We start from the raw sequence: 22,369 nt of genomic DNA, 5'->3' as shown, positions 1-22,369 counted from the left end.
GGGCGTGACTTCCCACTACGATGTCGTCGTTCTCGGCGCTGGTCCCGGCGGATACGTCGCCGCGATCCGCGCCGCTCAACTCGGCCTGCGAACAGCGATCGTCGAGCAGAAATACTGGGGTGGTGTGTGCCTCAACGTCGGCTGCATCCCGTCCAAGGCGCTGCTGCGCAACGCCGAGCTCGCCCACATCTTCACCAAGGAGGCGAAGACCTTCGGCATCTCCGGTGAGGTGAACTTCGACTTCGGGGTCGCCTTCGACCGCAGCCGCAAGGTCGCCGACGGCCGGGTCAAGGGCGTCCACTTCCTGATGAAGAAGAACAAGATCGACGAGTTCGACGGCAAGGGCACCTTCACCGGCCCGAACTCGCTCTCGGTCGAGCTCACCAAGGGCGGCACCGAGTCGATCACCTTCGACAACGCGATCATCGCGGCGGGTACCGTCACCAAGCTGCTGCCCGGCACTCAGCTCAGCGCCAACGTGGTCACCTACGAGGAGCAGATCCTCACCCGTGACCTGCCCGGCTCGATCCTCATCGTCGGCGCGGGCGCGATCGGCATGGAGTTCGGCTACGTCCTGAAGAACTACGGCGTCGACGTGCGCATCGTGGAGTTCCTCGATCGCGCGCTGCCGAACGAGGACGCGGACGTCTCCAAGGAGATCACCAAGCAGTACAAGAAGCTCGGCATCACCATCACCACCGGTGCGGCCGTGCAGTCCATCGAGGACGACGGCGCCAAGGTCACCGTCGCGATCAAGGACAACAAGACCGGGTCGATCGAGACCGTCACCGTGGACAAGGTGCTGCAGGCCGTCGGCTTCGCCCCGCGCGTCGACGGCTACGGCCTGGAGACCACGGGCGTCGTGGTCACCGACCGCGGCGCGATCGGGATCGACGACTACATGCGCACCAACGTGCCGCACATCTACGCGATCGGCGACGTCACCGGCAAACTGCAGCTCGCGCACGTCGCGGAGGCCCAAGGCGTGGTCGCGGCCGAGACCATCGCGGGTGCGGAGACCGTTCCCCTCGGCGACTACCGGATGATGCCGCGCGCCACCTTCTGCCAGCCGCAGGTCGCCAGCTTCGGCCTGACCGAGCAGCAGGCTCGCGACGAGGGCTACGACGTGAAGGTCGCGACCTTCCCGTTCACCGCCAACGGGAAGGCCCACGGCCTCGGCGACCCGACCGGTTTCGTCAAGCTCGTCGCCGACGCCAAGTACGGCGAGCTGATCGGCGGGCACCTCATCGGCCCGGACGTCTCCGAACTGCTGCCCGAACTCACCCTCGCGCAGAAGTGGGACCTGACGGTCAACGAGCTGACCCGCAACGTCCACACTCACCCGACGCTCAGCGAGGCCCTCCAGGAAGCCTTCCACGGCTTGGCCGGCCACATGATCAACTTCTGATCCCTTCGCGTCGAAAGGGCGTGCGGTCGATGATCGCACGCCCTTTTCGCTGTCCGGCAAGGGTTTCCGCGCCGGTAGGGCCGTCGGCGGTCGGCATCGGTGCGAGCGTTCTGCTATACAGCGTGCATGTTTCGCAGGTGGCTGATCGGAAGTGTGCCGGTGCTCGTCGTGGTGGTGCTGCTCGGGACGGGCACCTTCTACCTGATGAAGGCGCGCACCTTCCAGTTGGCCGGTCACGTGGTCAGCCGGGTGGACACCGACGCGCGGGTGGTCGCACTGACGTTGGACGACGGGCCGTCCGATCGCGCGCCCGAGGTGCTGAAAGTCCTCGCCGACGCGCAGATTCCGGCGACCTTCTACCTGAACGGACGTGATCTCGCCGAACACCCGGAGTACGGCCGGGCGATCGCCGCGGCGGGCCACGAGATCGGCAATCACACCTATTCGCATCGGCGGATGGTCTTCGTGACGCCCGGCACGGTCCGCGACGAAGTGGAGCGCACGGACGCCGAGATCGTGAAGACGGGCTACGTCGGCCCGATCACCTTCCGTCCGCCTTACGGCAAGAAGTTGTGGGTGCTGCCGCATTATCTCGCCGAGCACGACCGCGTCACCGTGACCTGGGACGTCGAGCCCGATTCCGGCCGGGCGGGCGTCACCGCGGACGACATCGTCGCCGAGACGCTCGGCAAGGTCCGCCCCGGGTCGATCGTTCTGCTGCATGTCATGCATGGGAACGCCGAGCCCTCGATCGCCGCCATCCCGCGCATCGTCACCGAATTGCGTGCCGCGGGATACCAATTCGTCACGGTGTCCGATCTCATGTCCCGCTGATCCGATCGGCCCGGCGCACGGCCGCCATCGACCGCGGTCGATGCGCGGGGCTGCTGGGCGACGGCGTGATTTCGCAGCTCGCGCCGATCGCGGAGCCGGGCCGATCGGTCGGCGCGGCGAAGTCCGGTCGGCGGCGCGCATCAGCCGCCGCGAGGTGGGGGCGGGGCACGGCGTATCCGCTACTGCTACGCGCGCCCACGCTCGGATCCGGCGTCTGTTCTCGCCACCCAGTCGTGGGCGCTCTCGGCCCGGCTCGGGTGGGCCATGCCCGCGCGGCCGCAGGCGCCGACGGAGGCAGTGCGCCGGAGCGTCGGTGTTCGGGGCGCAGGATTAGTTCGGCTACCCGGCGGCCGGGAGCATGCCGTAGGCGTGAGTCGGGGTGAACAGCACCAAGGCGCGGCGGTCGGTGACCATCGCCTTGCGGTATTCGTCCCAGTCGGGGTGCTCGCCGGTGGCGGTGCGGTAGTAGTCGACGAGTGCGTCGACGGTGGGGTCGTCCGGCTCGGCGGCGACAGGGGTGAGTTCGACCGTGCCTTCGAGCACGGTATAGGCGAAGAAATCGTCGCGGGTCACGTGCAGCGCCGCCCACGGGTCCCGGACGAGGTTGTGGTACTTCGCCCGGTCGGCGGTGATGGAGATGCGAATGCGGCCATCCGCGCCGACGACGTGCAGCACGTTGGACAGTTGTGGTCGTCCGTTGCGGCGGATCGTGGTGAGCACGGACCTGCGGTGGTCGCGGGCGAAATCGACTGCGGCGGCGAGTTCCATGCCCGTGTAACCCGCGGTGACGCTGGTCTCTTCCCGTCAGTCGCGGTGGTAGGCGGCCTGCGCCTCGCGCACGCGCGGCATGTTGGTTTCCAGTACCCGGATGAGCGCCTCCAAGCGGTCGGCCACCTCGACACCCAGGTCGGTGAGGGTGTATTCGACCCGGGGCGGGATGGTCTCCTGCACCTCGCGGTGCACCATGCCGTCGCGTTCCAGGGCCTGCAGGGTCTGCGACAGCATGCGCTCGCTCACGCCGTCGACCCGCCGCCGCAAGGCGCTGAACCGGTACGGCCCCTCGCGCAGCGCGACCAGCGCCAGGGTGCCCCAACGACTGGCGACGTTCTGCAGGACCGGCCGCGACGTGCAGTTCCGGGCGAAGACGTCGGCTTCCAGCGTGGGATCGTCGGCGTCCGCCGAGGCAATGCGCTGGGTGGACATACTTCGATAGTACCCAACTTGACCACAGTGGCTACGAGGTGCATAGTGCTTACGAATAGTTAGTGCTATTCGAACATGCCGATCTTGGAGGTAGTCATGACCGTCGCGGTGACCGGGGCCAGCGGGCAGCTGGGCCGGCTCGTAGTGGACGCGCTGTTGAAGGTGGGATCGACACCGGTCGTGGCGATCGTGCGCGACCCGGCGAAGGTGGCCGATCTGGCCGAGCGGGGCGTGGACGTCCGGCAGGCCGACTACGACGACGCGGCCGCGCTGGACCGGGCGCTCGAGGGTGTCGACCGGGTGCTGCTTGTCTCCGGTAACGAGTTCGGCGCGCGCGTGGCGCAGCACACCAACGTCATTCGCGCCGCTGAGCGGGCCGGTGTGGAATTGCTCGCCTACACGAGCATTCCCGGCGCGACTGACAATCCGCTCATTCTCGCGCAGGAACACAAGGGCACCGAAGCGGTGCTCGCCGAATCGACTGTGCCGTACACAGTGCTGCGCAACGGGTGGTACTGGGAGAACTACCTGGGCGGTCTGGCGCACGCGGTGGAGTCCGGCGTGCTGCACGGCGCGGCGGGTGAAGGTCGCGTGGCGGGAGCGGCGCGGGCAGACTACGCCGAAGCCGCCGCCCGGGTGCTGACCACCGACGGCCACGCGGGCCGGGTATACGAACTCGGCGGCGACGAACGGCTCACCTATGCCGAACTGGCCGAGGCGATCTCCGAGGCATCGGGCAAGCCGGTGCGCTACGAGAACCTTCCACAGGCCGACTACGCGGCCGGTTTGACCGGAGCGGGACTGCCCGCCCAGTTCGCCGAGGCACTCGCCGACGCCGACGCCGGTATCGCACAAGGCATCCTCGACGTCCGCTCCGGCGACCTGGCTCGACTGCTCGGCCGCCCGGCGACTCCCGCCGTCGACGTCTTCCGCGCTGCGCTCGCCTGACGCCATCCGAGCCGCTCGGGGGGAGAACGACGCGGACCGGGCAGCCGCTGTTTCGCGGCCCGACCGGCGTCCGAGTGGCCGCCGCCTTCGCGACGAAGTCGCCAGCGGCGGTCGCTCGGACACAACTCAGACCCACTGCACCAATTGGATGATGATCCCGTTCGGATCGCTCATCTGGAAGTACCGCTCGCCCCACTCCTCGGTTTCGATGGGCGTCACGATCGGCACGCCCTCGGCTCGCAGCCGGGCGTATTCGGCATCGATGTCGTCGACGACGAAGACGACGAGCAGGCCTTCGCCCGCGCTGCCCGCCGCGCTCCGCGGTTTGAAGCTCGCCAGTCCGGTGCGCAGGTAGATGACGTTCACTCCGGCGTCGGCGCGGTCCAGCGAGACGAACCCGTCGGCCGACATCTTCTCCTCGAAGCCGAGGTGCTCGATGAGGAACCGCGCCGAGGCGGCCGGGTCGGGGACGTTGAGCGAGATGGCGGAAGCGGTGATGTGCATGGGCCCTCCTCGGCGGAAAAACTCCGTACTTAGTACACTGTACTTTGTATGGAGTTTATGAGCGGCTCGCACTATGAGGTGCGTCACATCGATACCATCGGGAACCGAGGCGGTTGAGGAGGCGAGCGATGAGACAGCCGAAGGAGCGCAGCGGCGCCGGTGACCCGGTGCGCACGTTGGAATTGCTATGGCGGATTCCGTCGGAGCCGGGCACCGGCCGGGGGCCGAAACAGCGCAGCAGCGTCGAGGCGGTCGTCGCCGCCGCGATCGAGATCGCCGACGTGGAGGGAATCGCGGCGGTCACGATGCGTGCGGTCGCCAACCGGCTCGGCCTGACCCCCATGGCCACCTACACCTATGTGCCGGGCAAATCCGAGCTGATCGACCTGATGCTGGACACGGTGTACGCGCGCATGGAGCGCACCGACCTCACCGGTCTGCCCTGGCGCGAGCGGGTCGCCCGGATCGCCGCCGAGAACCGCGCCCTGCTGGCCCGTCATCCGTGGGTGGCGTATCTGCCGACCACCCGGCCACCGCTCGGGCCGGGCCTCGCCGCGAAATACGACCACGAGCTGGCAGCCTTCGCGGACCTCGGCCTCGACGACCTGGCGATGGACACCGCTCTGACCTTCGTGCTCGGCTTCGTCACGTCCGTCGCCCGCATCGCCATCGACAGCGCGCGTGCGGCGGCGGACAGCGCCATGTCCGACGGTGAGTGGTGGGAGCGGGCCGCGCCGGTGCTGGCGCAGGTCTTCGACGCGCGGCGATACCCGCTCGCCGCGCGCGTCGGGTCGGCCGCGGGCCGGGCGCACGACGCCGCCTACAGCGCCGACCATGCCTACGAGTTCGGGTTGACGCTGGTGCTGGACGGTCTGGCCCGCCGTATCGAGGGCCCGTCCGGCTAGAGGCCGTCGCGCTGGATGCGCAGGGCGGTGATGGTGGCGGCCAGCCCGTCGTATTGGTTGATCAGCAGGACGATCTCGATCAGACTGCGCTCGTCGTAGTGCTTCGCCAGCTCGGCCCAGGTGTCGTCGTCGAGGTCCCGGGTCTCCACCAGCTGATCCACGGCGGCCAGCAGCGCGCGGTGCTTGTCCGACCACTCCGCCGCCTCGGGGCCTTTGCGCAGCCGCTCCAGGATTTCGCTCGTCACCCCGGCGCGCCGGCCGAGCCGGATGTGATGGTCCATCTCGTACTCGCACCCGCGCAGATGCGCGACCCGGATGATGACCAGCTCGGACTCGTGGCGGGGCAGCCGCCCGCCTGGCATGAGCTTGCCCGAGAAGTGCAGCCAACCGCGGAACAGGCCGCGGGTGCGGCCCAGCGTGCTGAACAAATGGGCGTCGTGGGTGCCCGCGGCGCGGGAGAGCACCTGCCAGACAACCCAATTGAGCGCCCCGAGTTCCCGGAGCCGTCCGGGCGAGATGCGTGGTTGCAGCGCTGAAACCATGCCGGTTGCCACCTCCGCGTGGTCTGTGCGGCCGGCGTCGGTGCCGACCGAGATGAGAGCCTACTTGGCAGTATCCCGTCCGGCGCGCCACCATTCTTTTGCTTTCCAGTGGTTTTCAGCGGGGTACCCCGTCATCATCAGTACCGGTGCGGGTCGCCGCGGCCGCAGCGCGTTTCCGCGGCGTCAGGTGTGGACAACAGGTCGTCAGGGGAAAAGATGCTGGTGAGGATCAGGCCGGGAGCGGAGCTGTCCGGCGCTGAGCGGGAATTCGTCGCGTGCCTGCGGTCGTATCCGACGACCGGCCTCGCCGTGATCGATCTCGAGGCGGACAACCGGCGTGTCGACGCGGTGGTGTGGACCCCGCGCGGGTTGACCGTGCTGGAGGTGCACGGGTTCCAGCGCAGGCAGAGCGGCATCCTGAGCACACCGGCCGAAGGGCCGTGGACGATCAGTGACGCGCCGGTGGAGCTCGACGACCCGGAGAACGGAAGCCCCGCCGAGCGCGTGGAACACGGCATCTACGCGGTCAAGCACATGCTCCAGCGAGCGTTGCAGGACCCGGGACACATCAGCGGCGCCGTGGTGCTCGTCCCCTTCCGCGGCGCCGTGGTGCGGCCGGCGCGCACGAATCTGCGTCCGGGGTTGGACGTGGTCGTCGGAAACGTCACCGACGCGACCGAACTACGCATCTACCTGGAGGGTTTCTCCGCGGGACCGCGCGACTGGACCGCGGACCGGGTGATCGGCGCGTGCGGCGCGCTCGGCCTGGCGGAGATCGCGCCGTCCCGCGCGGAACTCCTCGAGGCGGGCTTCGAGGAGAACGCGCCGGAACCGGTTACCACCATCCCGCGCACACCGAAGCCGCGAGTCGAGCCGACGGCGGGCGTCGCGACGAAAAGCCAGGCCTATGCGGGCTGGTCCGTCATCGTGATCGCCGTGGTCGGGGTCCTGTTCGTGCTCGGCGTGATCGCCACCGCGCTGGCGCACGACTCGGCCCAGCCGATCCCGGCGACCGGCACGACGAGTCCTACGCCGTCGCCGCCGGCGTACCGGCCCACCCAGTGCTACCCCTTCCAGCAGCACTGCTGAACGGTCAATCCCGCACGGCACGGCCCAGTTTGGTCAGGCGCATGGCGTACTGCGCTCGGGCCAGCACATGCGTTCGCGAGGTGTCGATATGGGCGGTGAGCGTCGCCAACGCCGCGTCCACCGCGCCGGACACCAGGTGTTCGGCGATCGCGATGTGCTCGGCGGTCATCGTGGCGATGCGTTCCGGAGTCGGCATGTCCAGCGTGCGCACCGGACGCACCCGGACGTGCACGGCGGTGAGCGCGTCGGCGAGCGCGGCGTTGCCCGCGGCTGCGAGCAGGGTGGTGTGAAAGTGTTCGTCGGCGGCCACCAGCGCGGGGCCCGGTTCGGGTGGGGCGTCGCCCAGGGCGCGCCAGGTGTCGAGCTCCGTGCGCACGAGATCCAGATCGTGCGTGGGCGCCTCGCCGGGCGGGGCCACGCGTTGCATGCCCCTGGCTTCCAGTACGAGCCGCAACTCGTAGAGGTGATCGAGTTCGTCGAGCCGGGGACGGTACGGGTAGAGGCCGTCGGCGAGCCGCTCGACCAGTCCGTCCGCTTGCAGTCGCGCCAGCGCCTCGCGCACCGGCGTGCGCGACACCCCGTACGCCTCGGCGAGGCGTTCTTCGCCGAGCCGTTCGGTCGGCACGATGGCTCCGGTGGCCAGATCCCGGCGCAACGAGTCGTACACCTGCTCGCGCAACGGAATCCGGCCCCTGTCGCGGGCCACGGCGGCGCTCAGATCGCCATCGCCGAGCGGACTTCGCGCTCGGCGCCAGCCCCACCCGCGCCCGTGGAGGTCACCCGGCCCGATCGCAGCACGTAGTAGCGCTGCGCCGCCTGCAATGCGAAGCCGATGTGCTGTTCGACCAGCAGCACGCTCAGCCCGCCGCGCCGGGTGAGATCGATGATGGTGCGCTCGATCTCGGCGACCACCGACGGCTGGATGCCCTCGGTCGGCTCGTCCAGGATGAGCAGCTTGGGCTCGGTGATCAGCGCCCGCGCGATGGCGAGTTGCTGGCGCTGGCCACCGGACAGCAGGCCCGCCTTCCGGGTGAGCAACTCGCGCAGCGCGGGGAACAGGTCCAGCGATTCATCGATCAACGCCTTGCCCCGTTTGCGGCCGTCGGCGACCACTTGCAGATTCTCCGCCGTGGTCAGTTGCGGGAAACTTTGCTGTCCCTGCGGCACATACGCGATCCCGCGGCGCACCCGGCGCGACGGCGACAGTTTGGTGATGGTCTCCCCGTCGAACTCGATCCGGCCGGACTTCGTGCCGATCAGCCCGACGGCGGTGCGCAGCAACGTGGTCTTCCCCGCGCCGTTGTGCCCCATGATGGCGACCACGCTGTCGTCCGGGACGGTCACCGAGACGCCGTGGATCACCTCGGTGCGGCCGTAACCGGAGTGGATATCGGTGAGTTCAAGCATCACTGTCCCCTTTCTGGGGTGACTCCGGGCTCGGCGCGATCGACGCGTCCTCCAGCTCGGTCCCGACGGCCGCTGCGGTGCCGAGGTAGACCTCCTGGACTTTCGGGTCCGCCTGCACCTGTTCGACGGTTCCCTCGCTGAGCACCTTCCCGCCGGCCAGTACGGTGACCGAGGTGGCGAAGGCGCGCATGAAATCCATGTCGTGCTCGACCACCACGACCACCCGGTCGCCGCCGATGCGGCGCAACAGATTGCCGGTTTCCTCGCGCTCCTCGGCGCTCATCCCGGCCACTGGTTCGTCCAACAGCAGCACCGACGCGTTCTGCACCAGAAGCATGCCGATCTCCAGCCATTGCTTCTGCCCGTGCGCGAGCACCCCTGCGGGTTTATCGCGCAGGTCGGCCAGGCCGGTGGTCTCCAGCGCCTCCTCGATCGCGGGCAGCACCGTCTTGCGGCGGCGCAGCATGGTGAGCGCCGAACGGCCCGCGCCTGCGGCGATGTCGAGGTTCTGCAGCACGCTGAGCTGCTCGAACACGCTCGCGGTCTGGAACGTTCGTCCGATACCGAGCCGGGCGATCCGGTGCACCTTCTGGCCGAGCAGTTCCACGCCGGTCTTCTGCGCGGAGCCGGTCGCCGGGACCAGTCCGGTGATCGCGTCGATGAGCGTCGTCTTGCCCGCCCCGTTGGGGCCGATGAGGAAGCGCAGATCGCCCTGCAACACCGTCAGATCGACATCGGTGACGGCCTTGAAACCGTCGAAACTCACCGAGAGGCCGCGGATCTCGAGGTACTCGCTGGACATTCCGGCGTTGCCGCCGAGCTTCGGTTCGTGCGTCGTCTCGGTCATCGCGATTCCACCTTCTCCGTCGCGGGTTCCGGCAGCGCCTCGACCACCACCGTCGCGGGTGCGGGCGCGGAACGCCTGTTGTCCAGCAGGCCTTTCAGCATCGGCCACAATCCGGCCAGACCCGCCGGAACGAAACCGACCACCACGATGAACAGCACGCCTTGCAGATACGTCCACCCCGAGGGGAACTCCTCCGACAGCGCCGTCTGCGCCCACGCCACGCCGATCGCGCCGAGCACCGGCCCGAGCAGCGTGGTCCGGCCGCCGATCGCGACGCCGATGAGGAACGCGATGGACGGGACGACGCCGATGTCGGCGGGGGAGATGATGCCGACGATCGGGGTGAACAGGGCGCCTGCGATGCCCGCGAAGAACGCGGCGACCACATAGGCGACGATCTTGACGTTCGCCGGATCGTAGCCCAGGAAACGTACCCGCTCCTCCTGATCGCGCACCGCGACGAGCAACTCGCCGTAGCGGCTGTGCATCAATTGCCGCACCAGCGCGACCACCACCAGCAGCGCGGCCGCGGCGAAGAAGAACAGCATGCGCCGGTTGACCGGATCGGACAGCTTGAACCCGAAGAACGCGCGGAAATCCGACAGGCCGGTGAACCCGCCGATGCTCTGCTGACCGGTCAGCAGGATGGCCAGCGCGGCGGCCAGCGCCTGGCTGAGGATGGCGAAGTAGGCGCCCTTCACGCGCCGCTTGAAGACGCCGTAGCCCAGCACCGCGGCGATCAGAGCGGGCAGCGCGAGGATGCCGATCAGCGCGACCGGAGCCGACGCGAACGGCTTCCAGAACGAAGGCAATTCGCGAATGCCCGCGATCTCCATGAACTCCGGCACGTCGTTGCCCAGCCGGGCGGCGTCGGCCATCTGCAGGTGCATGGCCATGATGTAGGCGCCGATGCCGAAGAACACACCTTGCCCAAGGGTGAGCATTCCGCCTCGGCCCCAGGCCAATCCGATGCCGACCGCGACGATCGCGAAGCACAGGAACTTCGCCAGCAGGTTGAGCCGGAAATCGCTGAGCAGGGCGGGTGCGACCGCGAACAACAGCACGGCGGCGACGGCGAATCCGGCCAGCGCGCCGAGCGAGGAGTGTGCGCGCCACCGTTGTATCAGCGTGGTCATGCCAGGCTCCTTGTCCGGACGGTGAACAGACCCTGCGGGCGGACCTGCAGGAAGATCACGATGACGACGAAGACGATGACCTTCGCGATGGACGCGGTGGTCGAGTATTCGATGTAGGAATTGAGCAGCCCGAGCGCGAACGCCGCGATCACCGTGCCTTTGATCTGGCCGAGCCCGCCGATGACCACCACGAGGAACGCGTCGATCAGGTAGCTCTGGCCGATGGTCGGGCTGGTCGAGCCGATCAGCGTCAGCGCCACACCGGCCACCCCGGCCAGACCCGAGCCGATGAAGAACGTGCTGATGTCGGTGAAACGACTGGACACCCCGGAGGTTTCGGCCAGGCCGCGGTTCTGCACCACCGCGCGGATACGGCGGCCCAGCGGCGTCGCCTTGAGCACCGCGGCCAGCGCGGTCACCGCGACCACCGCGAGGACCAGAATGAAGATGCGCGTCTTCGGCACCACAGCGCCCAGGATCGTGACGCCGCCGCTGAGCCATTCCGGCGCGATCACGTTCTTGGCGGGTGCGCCGAAGATGTCGCGGGCCAATTGTTGCAGCACCAGCCCCACACCGAAGGTGACCAACAGGGTGTCCAACGGCCGGTCGTACATCCAGCGGATCAGGCCCATCTCCAACGCGGCGCCCAGCAGTCCGCCGACGAGGAAACCGATCAGCAAGGAGACGACGAGCGAACCGCCCGCCGACGAGATCACCTTCTGCACAACATAAGTGGTGTAACAACCGGCCATGATGAACTCGCCGTGCGCCATGTTGATCACGCCCATCTGACCGAAGGTCAGCGAGAGGCCGAGTGCGGCGAGCAAGAGAATGGATCCCAGACTCAGCCCGGTGAAGAGCTGTCCGATCACAACATCCATGGGGAAGGCTCCTGTGTTGGATTTACCGCGCCTTCGCGCCGCGAACGGCGCTTGCCCGGAATCGGTGGCCGTGCCATGCGGCTATTTGCCGCAGGCCTGCGATGCCTGCGCCGGTCCGATGCTGTCCGCGGCCCCCCTCATTACGCGCTCCGCGTGACCGCCGTCGCGACTGTGTCGCCGGGCGGGCATCGGTAGCTGGGCCGCGGACAGCCGCGGACTACTTCAGGCCCTTGGCCCAGTCGTAGGACTTCAGGTAGGGGTCCGGCGTCACGGCCTTGCCGGAGTCCCACACGGTGTAGATCAGTCCGTCGGGGCGGATCTCGCCGATCCGGGCGGTCTTGGTGATGTGGTGGTTGGCGCCGTTGATGGTGACCAGGCCCTCGGGCGCGTCGAACGTCACGCCGTCGGCGGCGGCCTGGATGTCCTCGACCTTGAACGACTTCGCCTTCTCGACGGTGTTCTTCCACAGGTAGACCGACGCGTAGGCGGCTTCCATCGGGTCCGAGGTCGGCTTGTCGGCGCCGAAGGCGGCCTTGTAGTCGGCGACGAACTTCCGGTTCACCGGGCTGTCGACGGTCTGGTAGTAGTTCCACGCGGTGAGCTGGCCGGCGATGTTCTGCGCGCCGATGCCCGCCACTTCCTCTTCGGCGATCGAGACCGAGACCACCGGCATCTCGGCGGCTTTCAGGCCCGCGTTGGTGTACTCGCGGAAGAACGCGACGTTGGAATCACCGTTGAGGGTGTTGAACACCGCGCCCGCCTTGGCGGCGCGAACCTTGTTCACGATGGTGGAGAAATCGGTGGAGCCGAGCGGGGTGTAGTCCTCGCCCTTGATCTCGATGCCGTTGGCGGCGGCGTACGCCTTGATCTCGCGATTGGCGGTCTGCGGGAAGACGTAGTCACTGCCCACCAGGTAGAGGGAGGTGATGCCCTTCTGCTTCAAGTAGTCCAGGGCCGGGACGATCTGCTGGTTGGTGGTGGCGCCGGTGTAGAAGATGTTCTTGCTGTCCTCCAGGCCCTCGTACTGCACCGGGTAGTAGAGCAGCGAGTTCAGGCTCTCGAACTTCGGCTTCATCGCCTTGCGGCTCGATGAGGTCCAGCCACCGAACACCGCGGCGACGCAGTCGGAGCTGATCAGCTTCTCGGCCTTCTCCGCGAAGGTCTTCGGGTCCGAGGCGCCGTCCTCGAGCACCAGGTCGATCTTCTTGCCGAGCACGCCGCCCGCGGCGTTGATCTGGTCGACCGCGAGCTTGGTCGAGTTGGCGACGGTGACCTCGGAGATGGCCATCGTGCCGGACAGGGAGTGCAGGGAACCGACCTTGATCGTGTCCTTCGACGTGTCGACGCAGGACGCGGCGCCCGAGCCGGTGGTCGAGGCGTCGTCCTTCGAACCGCAGGCGGTCAGCAACAGGCCGGCGAGCGCGACCGCGGTGGGTACCGCCATCGCTCGCACCAAACGCCCGGAGCGATGGGTGGCACGGAAACTTGGCATGGGGCGAGCCCTTTCCTCATCAGGTATCGCGGCGGCGCCGGCAGGACGCCGCGTCGAACACCGCCGTCTTCGTCCCGCTCACGGCTGTAGACGGGGCTGTATACAACGGCTGTATTCGTGAAGGAACGGTAGACAGGAGTTGTTGCGCCGGAATATCTCTCGATGACAAGTCGGTTTCGTCTGTTTCGCCGATGTGAACCTTTCCTGGAAACGGATGGTGAACAGTTGTGAGATCCCGGCAAACCCGCTGGCCGGGGCGGATGTGGCTACGGTTGCGTAGCGTCGCCGCGATACGGCACGCTTCGATTCGTACGACGTCTGAACCGTCCCATGCCGCGGCGGCGGGCCGCGGACTCGAGTCGAGGAGGACCAGGTGGGCCACTACAAGGCGAACCTGAGGGATATCGAGTTCAATCTGTTCGAAGTGCTCGAGCTGGACAAGCTGCTCGATACCGGGGCCTACGGCGACCTCGATTCCGACACGGTCCGGGAGATCCTGTCCGAGGTGAAGCGCTTGGCCGAGGGGCCGGTAGCGGACTCCTTCGCGGCGGCCGACCGCGATCCGGTCGTCTACGACGCCGCCACTTTCTCGATCTCTGTTCCGGAGCCGCTCCGTAGGACCGTCGCCGCCGTGCGCGACGCGGACTGGAGCAGGCTCGGCATGCCGGAGGGCATGGGCGGCACCCCGGCCCCCGCCACGCTGGTCTGGTCGGTCGCCGAGATGATCACCTGCGCCAATCCGTCGGCGTCGTTCTTCAACATGGGCCCGGTCATGTCGTCCGTGCTGTTCGAGGTCGGCACCGAGCAGCAGCGGCATTGGGCGACGCTCGGTTTCGAAAAGGGCTGGCAGGGCACCATGGTGCTGACCGAGCCCGACGCCGGTTCCGACGTCGGAGCCGGTCGCACCAAAGCGATCCGGCAAGAGGACGGCTCCTGGCACATCGAGGGTGTCAAGCGCTTCATCTCCGGCGCGGAAGTCGGCGACACCGCCGAGAACGTCTTCCATCTGGTGCTGGCCCGTCCCGAGGGCGCCGGGCCGGGCACCAAGGGGCTGTCGCTGTTCTACGTGCCCAAATTCCTCTTCGACCCCGAGACTTTGGCACTCGGCGACCGCAACGGCGTGTATGTCACCGGGGTCGAGCACAAGATGGGCCTGAAGTCCTCGCCCACCTGCGAGTTGACCTTCGGCGGCCACGGCACGCCCGCCAAGGGCTGGCTGGTCGGCGAGGTGCACAACGGCATCGCGCAGATGTTCCAGGTGATCGAGAACGCGCGCATGATGGTCGGGGTCAAATCCTCCGGCACCCTGTCGACCGGTTACCTCAACGCGCTGGCTTACGCCAAAGAGCGCGTCCAGGGCGCGGATCTGACGCAGATGACCGACAAGGCCGCGCCGCGCGTGGCTATCATCCAGCACCCGGACGTCCGACGTTCGCTGGCCATGCAGAAGGCCTACGCGGAGGGTTTGCGGGCGGTGTATCTGTACACCGCCGCCCACCAGAACGCCGATGTGGCGCAGCTCGTTTCGGGCGCAGACCCCGAGCTGGCGCACCGGGTGAGCGATCTGCTGCTGCCGATCGTCAAGGGAGTCGGTTCGGAGCGGGCCTACCAGTACCTGACGGAATCGTTGCAGACCTTGGGCGGATCCGGCTATCTACAGGACTACCCGATCGAGCAGTACATCCGGGACGCGAAGATCGACTCGCTGTACGAGGGCACCACCGCCATCCAGGCGCAGGACTTCTTCTTCCGCAAGGTCATTCGCGACCAAGGAGTGGCGCTCGGCCACGTCAACGCGCGGATCGCGGCGTTCCTGGACGCCAAGACCGGGCGGTTCGACACCGAACGCGAACTACTGCGCACGGCCGCCGAGGACGTACAGGCCATGGCCGCCTCGCTCACCGGCTTCCTGATGGCCGCCCAGCAGCAGCCCACCGAGTTGTACAAGGTGGGTCTGGGTTCGGTGCGTTTCCTGCTGGCGGTCGGCGATCTGCTCATCGGCTGGCGGCTGCTGGTCCAGGCGGAGATCGCGGCTGCCGCACTGGCCGCCGACGCACCGGAGAAGGACCGCGCTTTCTACGCCGGAAAGGTCGCCGTCGCGAGCTTTTTCATCAAGAACGTGCTGCCGACGCTGAGCGCGGTGCGCGGAATCGTCGCGACGCTGGACAACGACATCATGAACCTCGAGGAAAGTGCGTTCTAGAGGCGCGGCGGGTTCAGGGTTCGGGCTGGGACAGGAGCTTGAGCACCACGGGACGGGACAGGGTGCCGGAGACCTGACGGGCGAGGTGGTTGGCGCTCGCGCCCGCGGCGTGGGCGGCGCGTAGGGCGGTAGCGAGTTCTTCGCGGGCGGCGTCGGCGGCGGCTTGGGCGTCGCGGAGGCGCTGGGCGGCTCGATCGACTCCGGACGACTCGTCCTCGGCGGTCAAGTCATTGACCAGCTCGACCTCGGGGAGGCGTGCTTCCTGTTCGCCGGGAGCCGCGTCCCGGCGCATCGCCGCCCTGGCGAACTCCATCAGGAACGCGCGGGTGGCGTTCCCGTCCTCCGCGGCGGCCTCGCCGAGCAGCAGTTTGGTGGTCTGTGGAACGGCGAGTGACCAATTGGCCAGGCCGCACAGGGCCAGCAACAGGCGGCCCGCGTTCGCGGAGTCCACGTCGAACTGTTCCTGCGCACGGTCGAATTTGCGCACGTAGTGCGCGGCGCGCCAGCCGTCGATGTCGTGCGCGTCGGCGCCGCGATGCAGTGCCTCCCAGAGCATCAGGCGCAGTAGCTGGGGGTTGTCCCGGTGGTAGTCGTACAGCTTGCCGACGTACGCGCCTGGTTCGGTGTCGGCCAGCGGCTTCACCACGTCGATGAACTCGCGCAGGGTGTCGATCAGGATGACGTCGAACAGCTTGTCCTTGCTGCCGAACAGTCCGTAGATGCGTTCCTTGTTGACGCCCGCCGCGTCCGCGATCCGGTCGACCCGCGCGCCGGCCAGCCCGTGCTGCGCGAACTCGTCGCGGGCGGCGCGCAACAGGGCCTGCCTGGTCGCGTCACTGCGTTTCATCGTGGCGGTCATGACGGACACTTTACCATTCCATTAAACCAACTATTTGGTTGACAACGTGGCTCGCCCGGGCCTACCTTCTACCCATGGCAATGCCCACTCTTCAGTCCGTGGCTCCGGTCCGGACGCGCACCCGAGTCATCTCGTCGCGTGCCCACACCGGGCGCACCCTGCCCTTCTTCGTCTTGTCCGCACTGCTGGCGACCGGCCAGATGTACATTCCGATCCCGCTTTTCACCGCCATGCGGGCCGACTGGAGCGTCGGTCCGGCCGTGATGACCTGGATCATCAGCGCGTTCGCGTTCGGTTACGCCGGCGGCTTCGTCCTGTTCGGGCCGCTGTCGGATCGCTATGGTCACCGCCGGGTGCTCGTCACCGGGATGCTGGTGGCCGCAGCGGTCACGCTGTTGACCGGCTTGGCTTTCAGCGCTCCACTGGCCGTCGGCCTGCGGGTGGCGCAGGGGCTGGTGGTCGGCTCGATCCCACCCGCGATCATGGCCTACGTGGCGACCCGCATCGCTCCCGCCCACCGTGCCGTGGCCACCATGTCCGTGGCCACGTCGTTCCTCGCGGCGACGGTGGTCGCGCAGATCGTGTCGCAGTGGATGGTCGCCGCGTTCCCGTGGCGCACGGTGTTCGTCGCCTCCGCGATCGCATTCGCCGTGCTCGCGCTGGTGTTGCGGTCCACGCTGCTGGCCGACGCGCCCACCGGCCGGGACAAGCCGCTGCGGCACAGCTACGCCGCCATTCCGGCGGTGCTGCGCATCCGGGCGCTGGTGCCGATGCTGATCGCGGGCGCGATGAGCATGGCGGTGATGGTCGGGGTGTATACCGGCCTCGAACTGACCGGAGTGGTTCGAGGCGCGGGCGAACTGCTCGCGCTGCGCGCGGGCGCGCTGCCGGTGATGGTCGCGCTTCCCTTGCTCGCGGTGCCGCTGGCCCGGCTGTCCAAGCACGGTCAGATCGCGCTGGGTGTGCTGATCGCCGCCGCGGCGATGGTAGTGGCGACCTTCGAGGGAACCCACCCGGCCGTGCTGGCCGTGCTGCTCGCCGTTCTGGTCGGCGGACTGGGCATCATCGCTCCGGCCGTGCTGCAGAGCGCGGGGGAACTGGGCGGCGAATCCCGCGCCGCCGCAATGTCGGTCGCGATGTTCTCGTTCTACGTGGGCGCGACCATCGGCCCGCTGGTCGCCGCCGCCGCGGCGCCCCACGGCTTCGCGACCCTCGCCTGGACGCTGGCCCTGTTGCTCGTCGCCGCGCTGGGTATGACGGCGATCGGTCTCCGCATGCAGAGGTCGACGGCCGCCTGAACGAACAGAATGTCCGGCCGGTATCGGTGCTCCGATACCGGCCGGACATTCGTTCAGGGACGGTGCCGCAACGAAATCACCTGAGCTGTCAGCATTTCTTCGGGCTCCGGACCATTCCAGACCACTTCGATTTCGGTGTCGTGATATTCCCGGGCCACGTCGCGCAGCATCGCGACCGCCGCGGCGCGCGCCTGCTCCGGTGAGGCATCAGCGGCGATCCGCGCCAGCCGACCGCAGAGCATCCCGCCCCGCGTGTCCAGGACGCTGTGCCGCCAACCTTCCGGCGTCGCGATCAGCACGATCGACGCGGACATGGGGTACCGCGAATCACCGGCCATAGCGACAACCTACGGAACCGGCGGGACTACTTCAGCACGTACGGCGATACGGAGCTGCGGTGTTCGCTGATGTCGAGCACTTTGCCCAGGGGCGGGAAGGCGCGCTGCGGGCAGTTGGCGCGTTCGCAGACTCGGCAGCCCGCACCGATCGGCGTCGGCTGCACTTCGTCGAGATCGATGCCGTCGGCGTAGATCACGCGGGCCGCGTGCCGCAATTCGCAGCCGAGACCGATGGCGAAGGTTTTGCTCGGCTGGCCGAAGCGGGTGGCGCGGCGTTCCACCGTGCGCGCCACCCAGAGGTATTTGCGGCCGTCGGGCATCTGCGCGATCTGGGTCATGATCTTGCCCGGGTAGGCGAAGGTCTCGTAGACGTTCCACAGCGGGCACGTGCCGCCGCTGGCGGAGAAGTGGAAACCGGTGGCGGACTGGCGCTTGGACATGTTGCCCGCCCGGTCCACCCGCACGAACGAGAACGGCACGCCGCGCAGCGACGGCCGTTGCAGCGTGGAAAGCCGGTGGCAGATGGTCTCGTAGCTCTGCGTGAAGAACGCCGACAGCCGCTCGATGTCGTAGCGGAAGTCCTCGGCGACCTCGTGGAAATGCGTGTACGGCAGAACCGTCGCCGCGGCGAAGTAGTTGGCCAGCCCGAGCATGGCCAGCTTGCGGGCGTCCTCGGAGGCGAAATTGCCTTCCTCGACCAGCTTCTCCAGCAGCTCGCCGCATTCGAAGTAGGCCAGCTCGGCGGCCAGTTTGAAGGTTCGCTGCCCGCCGGACAGGTGCGGCGCGATCTCCAGGGTGCGGGTCTGCGGGTCGTAGCGGTGCAGCACGCCTTCGCCGAGGTCGATGCGCTCGACGATCCGTACGTCGTGGGCGCGCAGGATCCTGGCGATCTCGCTGTTCACGTCGCCGCCGTGGAAACGGATGCGCGCGGTGAGATCCTCGGCGGCGGTGTCCAGCTCGTGGATGTAGTTCTGGCGTTGGTAGAAGTAGTCGCGCACTTCCTCGTGCGGCTTGCTGATCGCGCCGCTGCCCGCGCCGTCGGCGAACCGGTCCTCGGTGGCGGCGGCCAGCTGGGCGGAAGTGTTGCGGTAGCGGTTGTGCATGTTGACCAGCGCGCGGGCCATGCTCGGGTGCGCCGAGACGATGTCCGCGATCTCCTGGGCGTCGGCCTCGATGCCCAGCTCCTCGTCCATCACGACCTCTTGCAGTTCCGCGATGAGCCGGGTGTCGTCCTGAGCGGAGAAGAAGGTCGTGTCGACGCCGAACACGTCACTGATCTTCAGCAGCACCGGCACGGTGAGCGGGCGCACGTCGTGCTCGATCTGGTTCAGGTAACTCGCCGAGATCTCCAGCTGCTGGGCCAGCGAGACCTGGCTCAGTCCGCGTTCGGTCCGCAGTTGACGCAGCCGAGCGCCGACATAAGTCTTGGCCATGCGTCCAGTTTATGGCTGCTTTCGCATCCGTGCCAATTTTCGATTAACACTCCTCGCAGACAGGTGTCGTACCCGGCGGCTACCGTCGGCAGGGTGTTGTTCTCGGATGTCGTGCTGGCCTCGGAGACCGTACGGGCGACCAGGTCACGCAAGACGAAGATCGCGACGCTCGCCGCGCTGCTGACCGCGGCCGCGCCGGAGGAGCTCGTGCCCGTGGTCGCCTGGGCGTCCGGCGAACTGGCACAGGGGCGGATCGGTACGGGGTGGCGCACGCTCACCACGCTCGACCACGCGCCCGCGCCGGTGCCCACGCTGACCGTGTCGGCGGTGCACGCGGCGCTCAGCGAGCTGGCCGTTGTCTCCGGCGCCGGTTCCGCGGCCAGGCGCAAGGAGCTGCTCGCGGCGCTGTGGTCCGCGGCGACGGCGAACGAGCAGGGCTTCCTGGTGCGCCTGCTCACCGGGGAACTGCGCCAGGGAGCGCTCACCGCCCTGGTCGCCGAAGCCGTGGCGGTCGCCGCGGACGTGCCGCCCGATGCGGTGCGCCGGGCATACATGTTGTCGGGCCGCCTGCCGGTCACCGCCGTCGCGGCGCTCACCGGCGGCGCCGCGGCGCTCGCGGAGTTCCGGCTCGAAGTCGGCCGTCCGATCCAGCCCATGCTCGCCTCGCCCGGTGCGACGCTGGACGAGGCGCTGCTCGAGTTCCAGGGCGAGGTGAGCGTCGAGCACAAACTGGACGGCGCGCGCATTCAGGTGCACCGGGACGGCGACCGGGTCCGGATCTTCACCAGGACGCTGCGCGAGATCACCGCGGGCGTTCCGGAACTCGTCGAGCTGGTCGCGGGCCTGGACTGCACGAGCGTCGTGCTGGACGGGGAGACACTGGCGCTCACCGACGCCGGACGGCCCCGTCCGTTCCAGGAGACCATGAGCCGGTTCGCCGAGGTGAGCTCCACCAGGGAGCTGCTGCTGCATCCGTACTTCTTCGACTGTCTGCACCTGGACGGGCAGGACCTGCTCGACGCTCCGCTGTCCGAGCGGCGCGCCGCGCTGACGAAGGTGGCCGCCGAGCACACCATTCCCGCGCTGCTGCGGCCGGATGCCGATGCGGCCGCGGAATACTTCGACGCCGCGCTGGCCGCGGGGCACGAGGGCGTCATGGTCAAGTCGTTGACCGCGCCGTACGCGGCGGGCAGGCGGGGCCGTGCCTGGCAGAAGATCAAGCCGACGCACACCCTCGACCTGGTCGTGCTCGGCGCGGAATGGGGCTACGGCCGCCGCACGGGCTATCTGTCGAACCTGCATCTCGGCGCGCGCGACCCGGAGGGCGGCGAGCCGGTCATGGTGGGCAAGACGTTCAAAGGACTCACCGACGCGCTGTTGCGGTGGCAGACCGACGAATTCCCCCGCCACGAGCGCTCGCGTGATCAGCACACCGTGTATCTGTGGCCGAAACCTGTCGAGATCGCGCTGGACGGCGTGCAGGTCAGTCCCCGCTATCCCGGTGGTGTCGCTCTGCGTTTCGCTCGTGTGGTTCGGTATCGCCCCGACAAAGAACCCGCCGACGCGGACACCATCGATACCATTCGGGCGCTACTGCCGTGATGTGAAGCGCGGTCGCTCCCGCGCCGGGCGCGTGTCGGGCGTGCCGAGCGCGTCGAGCCACTGTAAGTATGGGCAGCGCAAGGTTCCGGATGGCCCCCACGACGCAGTGGTCCGGCCGGTTCGTGCTTCCGGACAAGGAATCGGCGGGCGGGTGGGATGATGCGGAAATCGCTGTGCGGACGGTATGTCCTGCTGTTGGCGGCACTGCTGGGCGCCTTGGCGGTGAGTGCGGTCGGTACGCCCGTGCGGGCGAATCCGATCGAGCAGTTCCTCACGCCGTCGCGCGAGTATCCGGGAATCCTGCCCACGCCGCTGGACGATCCCTTCTACACGCCGCCGCCGGGCTTCGAGAGCCTCCCTCCGGGAGCGATTCTCGCGTCCCGTGCGGGCGGAACGGGCCTGACCGCGTTCCCGTTGCGGTCGACCGAACTGTTGGTCCGGTCCACCGATTCGAAGGACCAGCCGGTGCCCGTGGTCGCGACATTGCTCGTGCCGCAGGCCCCGTGGACCGGATCGGGGCCGCGTCCGGTGCTGTCGTTCAATGCCGCGATCGACTCGCTCGGGCATCGGTGCGCACCGTCCTACAAACTCAGGAACGAGCCGACAGCCGAGTTCTGGGCCGCCCAGATTCCGCTGTCCAAGGGCTACGCCGTGCTCGTGCCCGACCATCAGGGCCCGCGGCAGGCGTACGCGGCGGGACTGATGGCCGGGCACGCCGTGCTCGACTCGATCCGGGCGGTGGTGAATACGCCGGAGTTCGGGCTGCGACCGGAAGCGCCGACGGTGGTCACCGGATATTCCGGCGGCGCCATCGCGAGCGGATGGGCCGCGCAACTGGCCCCGCGATACGCGCCCGAGCTGAATCTGGTGGGTGCGGCGTTCGGCGGTGTCCCCGCCGACTTCGACATGCTGCTGTCCACCATGAACGGACGCAACGCCGCGTCCGGAGTCTTCCTGGCCGCCACCCTCGGACTGGCGCGGGAGTACCCCGAGCTGCTCGGCCTGATGAACGACGACGGCTGGCGGCTGGCTCAGGTCGGCAAGGACCTGTGCATGACCGCGGAGGAGTTCGGCGGTGCCGTGGTGCCGATTCCGGTGCAGGCGCTCACCCATGCCGCCGCGCCCACCGAGCTGCCGATGGTCAGGGAGATCCTGGCCGCCAATCGGCTGGGTGCGAGCGCGCCGACGGTGCCGGTGTTCCTGTATCACGCCACGCACGATCCGTGGGTGCCGCTGGCGGGCGCGGAGAAGCTCTACGCGGACTGGTGTGGCGCCGGAACGCAGGTGGATTTCCAGGTCCATTTCGGCGAGCACTTCCTCGTCGGACTCAGCGGCATCCCCGGCGCCAACTCGTGGATCGATGACCGGTTCGCCGGTCGGCCCCTCGCCCCCCACTGCACCCGGGCCGGCTGACCAGGACGGATCAGACTAGTGCACGCA

At 68.2% G+C, this 22,369-nt stretch carries 22 protein-coding genes; 9 read left to right on the top strand and 13 right to left on the bottom strand.

What is annotated here, in order from left to right; translation table 11 throughout:
* Positions 1-4: 4 nt before the first annotated feature.
* A complete protein-coding gene (gene lpdA / locus ACWEO7_RS03815; protein ID WP_355071727.1) occupies positions 5-1,408 on the top strand; it encodes a dihydrolipoyl dehydrogenase in 1,404 nt (467 codons plus the stop codon).
* A 126-nt stretch (positions 1,409-1,534) separates the two neighbouring features.
* Positions 1,535-2,242 (top strand): polysaccharide deacetylase family protein, encoded by a 708-nt coding sequence (locus ACWEO7_RS03810; RefSeq protein WP_452420506.1) that lies wholly within the window; start codon positions 1,535-1,537, stop codon positions 2,240-2,242.
* Positions 2,243-2,581: 339 nt separating this feature from the next.
* Here ACWEO7_RS03810 and ACWEO7_RS03805 read toward each other — a convergent pair whose 3' ends face one another.
* Positions 2,582-3,010, bottom strand: a complete 429-nt coding sequence (locus tag ACWEO7_RS03805; protein ID WP_452420504.1) for a PPOX class F420-dependent oxidoreductase — start codon at positions 3,008-3,010, stop codon at positions 2,582-2,584.
* 36 nt (positions 3,011-3,046) lie between these two features.
* Positions 3,047-3,445, bottom strand: coding sequence for a winged helix-turn-helix transcriptional regulator (locus ACWEO7_RS03800; protein ID WP_356962711.1), 399 nt, complete (start codon positions 3,443-3,445; stop codon positions 3,047-3,049).
* 96 nt (positions 3,446-3,541) lie between these two features.
* Between ACWEO7_RS03800 and ACWEO7_RS03795 the strand changes: the two genes are divergently transcribed.
* Positions 3,542-4,393 (top strand): SDR family oxidoreductase, encoded by an 852-nt coding sequence (locus tag ACWEO7_RS03795; protein WP_452420502.1) that lies wholly within the window; start codon positions 3,542-3,544, stop codon positions 4,391-4,393.
* Between the two features lie 126 nt (positions 4,394-4,519).
* Here ACWEO7_RS03795 and ACWEO7_RS03790 read toward each other — a convergent pair whose 3' ends face one another.
* A complete protein-coding gene (locus ACWEO7_RS03790) occupies positions 4,520-4,897 on the bottom strand; it encodes a VOC family protein (RefSeq protein ID WP_450026218.1) in 378 nt (125 codons plus the stop codon).
* 128 nt (positions 4,898-5,025) lie between these two features.
* Here ACWEO7_RS03790 and ACWEO7_RS03785 point away from each other — a divergent pair, with 128 nt between their 5' ends.
* Positions 5,026-5,802 (top strand): TetR/AcrR family transcriptional regulator C-terminal domain-containing protein, encoded by a 777-nt coding sequence (locus ACWEO7_RS03785; protein WP_452420500.1) that lies wholly within the window; start codon positions 5,026-5,028, stop codon positions 5,800-5,802.
* Here the strand turns inward: ACWEO7_RS03785 and ACWEO7_RS03780 are convergent.
* A complete protein-coding gene (locus ACWEO7_RS03780) occupies positions 5,799-6,332 on the bottom strand; it encodes a carboxymuconolactone decarboxylase family protein (RefSeq protein ID WP_355072125.1) in 534 nt (177 codons plus the stop codon). The two genes, ACWEO7_RS03785 and ACWEO7_RS03780, sit on opposite strands and share 4 nt — an antisense overlap.
* Before the next feature lie 228 nt (positions 6,333-6,560).
* Here ACWEO7_RS03780 and ACWEO7_RS03775 point away from each other — a divergent pair, with 228 nt between their 5' ends.
* Positions 6,561-7,433 (top strand): NERD domain-containing protein, encoded by an 873-nt coding sequence (locus ACWEO7_RS03775; RefSeq protein WP_356962705.1) that lies wholly within the window; start codon positions 6,561-6,563, stop codon positions 7,431-7,433.
* 4 nt (positions 7,434-7,437) lie between these two features.
* Here the strand turns inward: ACWEO7_RS03775 and ACWEO7_RS03770 are convergent, their stop codons facing one another.
* From ACWEO7_RS03770 to urtA, 6 genes are all read right to left on the bottom strand, one after another.
* Positions 7,438-8,139 carry a GntR family transcriptional regulator gene (locus ACWEO7_RS03770; RefSeq protein WP_452420498.1) on the bottom strand — a complete coding sequence of 234 codons (702 nt, stop codon included), beginning with the start codon at positions 8,137-8,139 and terminating at the stop codon, positions 7,438-7,440.
* An 8-nt stretch (positions 8,140-8,147) separates the two neighbouring features.
* On the bottom strand, positions 8,148-8,840 hold the full coding sequence (gene urtE, locus ACWEO7_RS03765) for an urea ABC transporter ATP-binding subunit UrtE (protein ID WP_355071742.1): 693 nt from the start codon (positions 8,838-8,840) through the stop codon (positions 8,148-8,150).
* Positions 8,833-9,687 carry an urea ABC transporter ATP-binding protein UrtD gene (gene urtD / locus ACWEO7_RS03760; protein WP_452420496.1) on the bottom strand — a complete coding sequence of 285 codons (855 nt, stop codon included), beginning with the start codon at positions 9,685-9,687 and terminating at the stop codon, positions 8,833-8,835. The genes urtE and urtD overlap by 8 nt, the downstream gene beginning before the upstream one ends.
* Entirely contained in the window at positions 9,684-10,823 is a 1,140-nt protein-coding gene (urtC, locus tag ACWEO7_RS03755; protein ID WP_452420494.1) for an urea ABC transporter permease subunit UrtC, read from the bottom strand. The genes urtD and urtC overlap by 4 nt, the downstream gene beginning before the upstream one ends.
* Complete coding sequence (gene urtB, locus ACWEO7_RS03750) at positions 10,820-11,704, bottom strand: urea ABC transporter permease subunit UrtB (protein WP_450026207.1); 885 nt, start codon at positions 11,702-11,704, stop codon at positions 10,820-10,822. The genes urtC and urtB overlap by 4 nt, the downstream gene beginning before the upstream one ends.
* Positions 11,705-11,921: 217 nt before the next feature.
* Positions 11,922-13,196, bottom strand: a complete 1,275-nt coding sequence (urtA, locus tag ACWEO7_RS03745) for an urea ABC transporter substrate-binding protein (protein WP_452420493.1) — start codon at positions 13,194-13,196, stop codon at positions 11,922-11,924.
* A 373-nt stretch (positions 13,197-13,569) separates the two neighbouring features.
* On the opposite strand from urtA, the gene ACWEO7_RS03740 reads away from it, so the two are divergent.
* A complete protein-coding gene (locus ACWEO7_RS03740; protein ID WP_452420492.1) occupies positions 13,570-15,399 on the top strand; it encodes an acyl-CoA dehydrogenase in 1,830 nt (609 codons plus the stop codon).
* Positions 15,400-15,412: 13 nt separating this feature from the next.
* On the opposite strand, the gene ACWEO7_RS03735 is transcribed toward ACWEO7_RS03740, so the two are convergent.
* Positions 15,413-16,258 carry a TetR/AcrR family transcriptional regulator gene (locus tag ACWEO7_RS03735; protein WP_452420490.1) on the bottom strand — a complete coding sequence of 282 codons (846 nt, stop codon included), beginning with the start codon at positions 16,256-16,258 and terminating at the stop codon, positions 15,413-15,415.
* A 74-nt stretch (positions 16,259-16,332) separates the two neighbouring features.
* Here ACWEO7_RS03735 and ACWEO7_RS03730 point away from each other — a divergent pair, with 74 nt between their 5' ends.
* Positions 16,333-17,556: an MFS transporter gene (locus tag ACWEO7_RS03730; protein WP_452420489.1), complete on the top strand. Its 1,224-nt coding sequence runs from the start codon at positions 16,333-16,335 to the stop codon at positions 17,554-17,556.
* A 53-nt stretch (positions 17,557-17,609) separates the two neighbouring features.
* Here the strand turns inward: ACWEO7_RS03730 and ACWEO7_RS03725 are convergent, their stop codons facing one another.
* Together ACWEO7_RS03725 and ramB are read right to left on the bottom strand one after the other, a co-directional pair.
* Positions 17,610-17,894 carry a hypothetical protein gene (locus ACWEO7_RS03725; RefSeq protein WP_452420487.1) on the bottom strand — a complete coding sequence of 95 codons (285 nt, stop codon included), beginning with the start codon at positions 17,892-17,894 and terminating at the stop codon, positions 17,610-17,612.
* A 26-nt stretch (positions 17,895-17,920) separates the two neighbouring features.
* The gene (ramB, locus tag ACWEO7_RS03720; RefSeq protein ID WP_450024258.1) at positions 17,921-19,327 is read right to left on the bottom strand and encodes an acetate metabolism transcriptional regulator RamB; all 1,407 of its coding nucleotides are present in this window, start codon (positions 19,325-19,327) and stop codon (positions 17,921-17,923) included.
* 93 nt (positions 19,328-19,420) lie between these two features.
* On the opposite strand from ramB, the gene ACWEO7_RS03715 reads away from it, so the two are divergent.
* Both ACWEO7_RS03715 and ACWEO7_RS03710 read left to right on the top strand, forming a co-directional pair.
* Positions 19,421-20,929 (top strand): ATP-dependent DNA ligase, encoded by a 1,509-nt coding sequence (locus ACWEO7_RS03715; protein ID WP_452420485.1) that lies wholly within the window; start codon positions 19,421-19,423, stop codon positions 20,927-20,929.
* Between the two features lie 156 nt (positions 20,930-21,085).
* Positions 21,086-22,342, top strand: coding sequence for a lipase family protein (locus tag ACWEO7_RS03710; protein WP_452420483.1), 1,257 nt, complete (start codon positions 21,086-21,088; stop codon positions 22,340-22,342).
* The last annotated feature ends 27 nt before the right edge of the window (positions 22,343-22,369 follow it).

Source organism: Nocardia sp. NPDC004260, assembly GCF_053603155.1.
This window is presented reverse-complemented; position numbering and strand designations above follow the sequence as displayed.

Excerpts from the sequence above, each read along its gene's own strand:
- ACWEO7_RS03810 (WP_452420506.1), top strand. The coding sequence starts at position 1,535 with ATGTTTCGCAGGTGGCTGATCGGAAGTGTGCCGGTGCTCGTCGTGGTG.
- ACWEO7_RS03805 (WP_452420504.1), bottom strand. The coding sequence starts at position 3,010 with ATGGAACTCGCCGCCGCAGTCGATTTCGCCCGCGACCACCGCAGGTCC.
- ACWEO7_RS03800 (WP_356962711.1), bottom strand. The coding sequence starts at position 3,445 with ATGTCCACCCAGCGCATTGCCTCGGCGGACGCCGACGATCCCACGCTG.
- ACWEO7_RS03795 (WP_452420502.1), top strand. The coding sequence starts at position 3,542 with ATGACCGTCGCGGTGACCGGGGCCAGCGGGCAGCTGGGCCGGCTCGTA.
- ACWEO7_RS03790 (WP_450026218.1), bottom strand. The coding sequence starts at position 4,897 with ATGCACATCACCGCTTCCGCCATCTCGCTCAACGTCCCCGACCCGGCC.
- ACWEO7_RS03785 (WP_452420500.1), top strand. The coding sequence starts at position 5,026 with ATGAGACAGCCGAAGGAGCGCAGCGGCGCCGGTGACCCGGTGCGCACG.
- ACWEO7_RS03775 (WP_356962705.1), top strand. The coding sequence starts at position 6,561 with ATGCTGGTGAGGATCAGGCCGGGAGCGGAGCTGTCCGGCGCTGAGCGG.
- urtE (WP_355071742.1), bottom strand. The coding sequence starts at position 8,840 with ATGCTTGAACTCACCGATATCCACTCCGGTTACGGCCGCACCGAGGTG.
- urtD (WP_452420496.1), bottom strand. The coding sequence starts at position 9,687 with ATGACCGAGACGACGCACGAACCGAAGCTCGGCGGCAACGCCGGAATG.
- urtC (WP_452420494.1), bottom strand. The coding sequence starts at position 10,823 with ATGACCACGCTGATACAACGGTGGCGCGCACACTCCTCGCTCGGCGCG.
- urtB (WP_450026207.1), bottom strand. The coding sequence starts at position 11,704 with ATGGATGTTGTGATCGGACAGCTCTTCACCGGGCTGAGTCTGGGATCC.
- urtA (WP_452420493.1), bottom strand. The coding sequence starts at position 13,196 with ATGCCAAGTTTCCGTGCCACCCATCGCTCCGGGCGTTTGGTGCGAGCG.
- ACWEO7_RS03735 (WP_452420490.1), bottom strand. The coding sequence starts at position 16,258 with ATGACCGCCACGATGAAACGCAGTGACGCGACCAGGCAGGCCCTGTTG.
- ACWEO7_RS03730 (WP_452420489.1), top strand. The coding sequence starts at position 16,333 with ATGGCAATGCCCACTCTTCAGTCCGTGGCTCCGGTCCGGACGCGCACC.
- ACWEO7_RS03725 (WP_452420487.1), bottom strand. The coding sequence starts at position 17,894 with ATGGCCGGTGATTCGCGGTACCCCATGTCCGCGTCGATCGTGCTGATC.
- ramB (WP_450024258.1), bottom strand. The coding sequence starts at position 19,327 with ATGGCCAAGACTTATGTCGGCGCTCGGCTGCGTCAACTGCGGACCGAA.
- ACWEO7_RS03710 (WP_452420483.1), top strand. The coding sequence starts at position 21,086 with ATGATGCGGAAATCGCTGTGCGGACGGTATGTCCTGCTGTTGGCGGCA.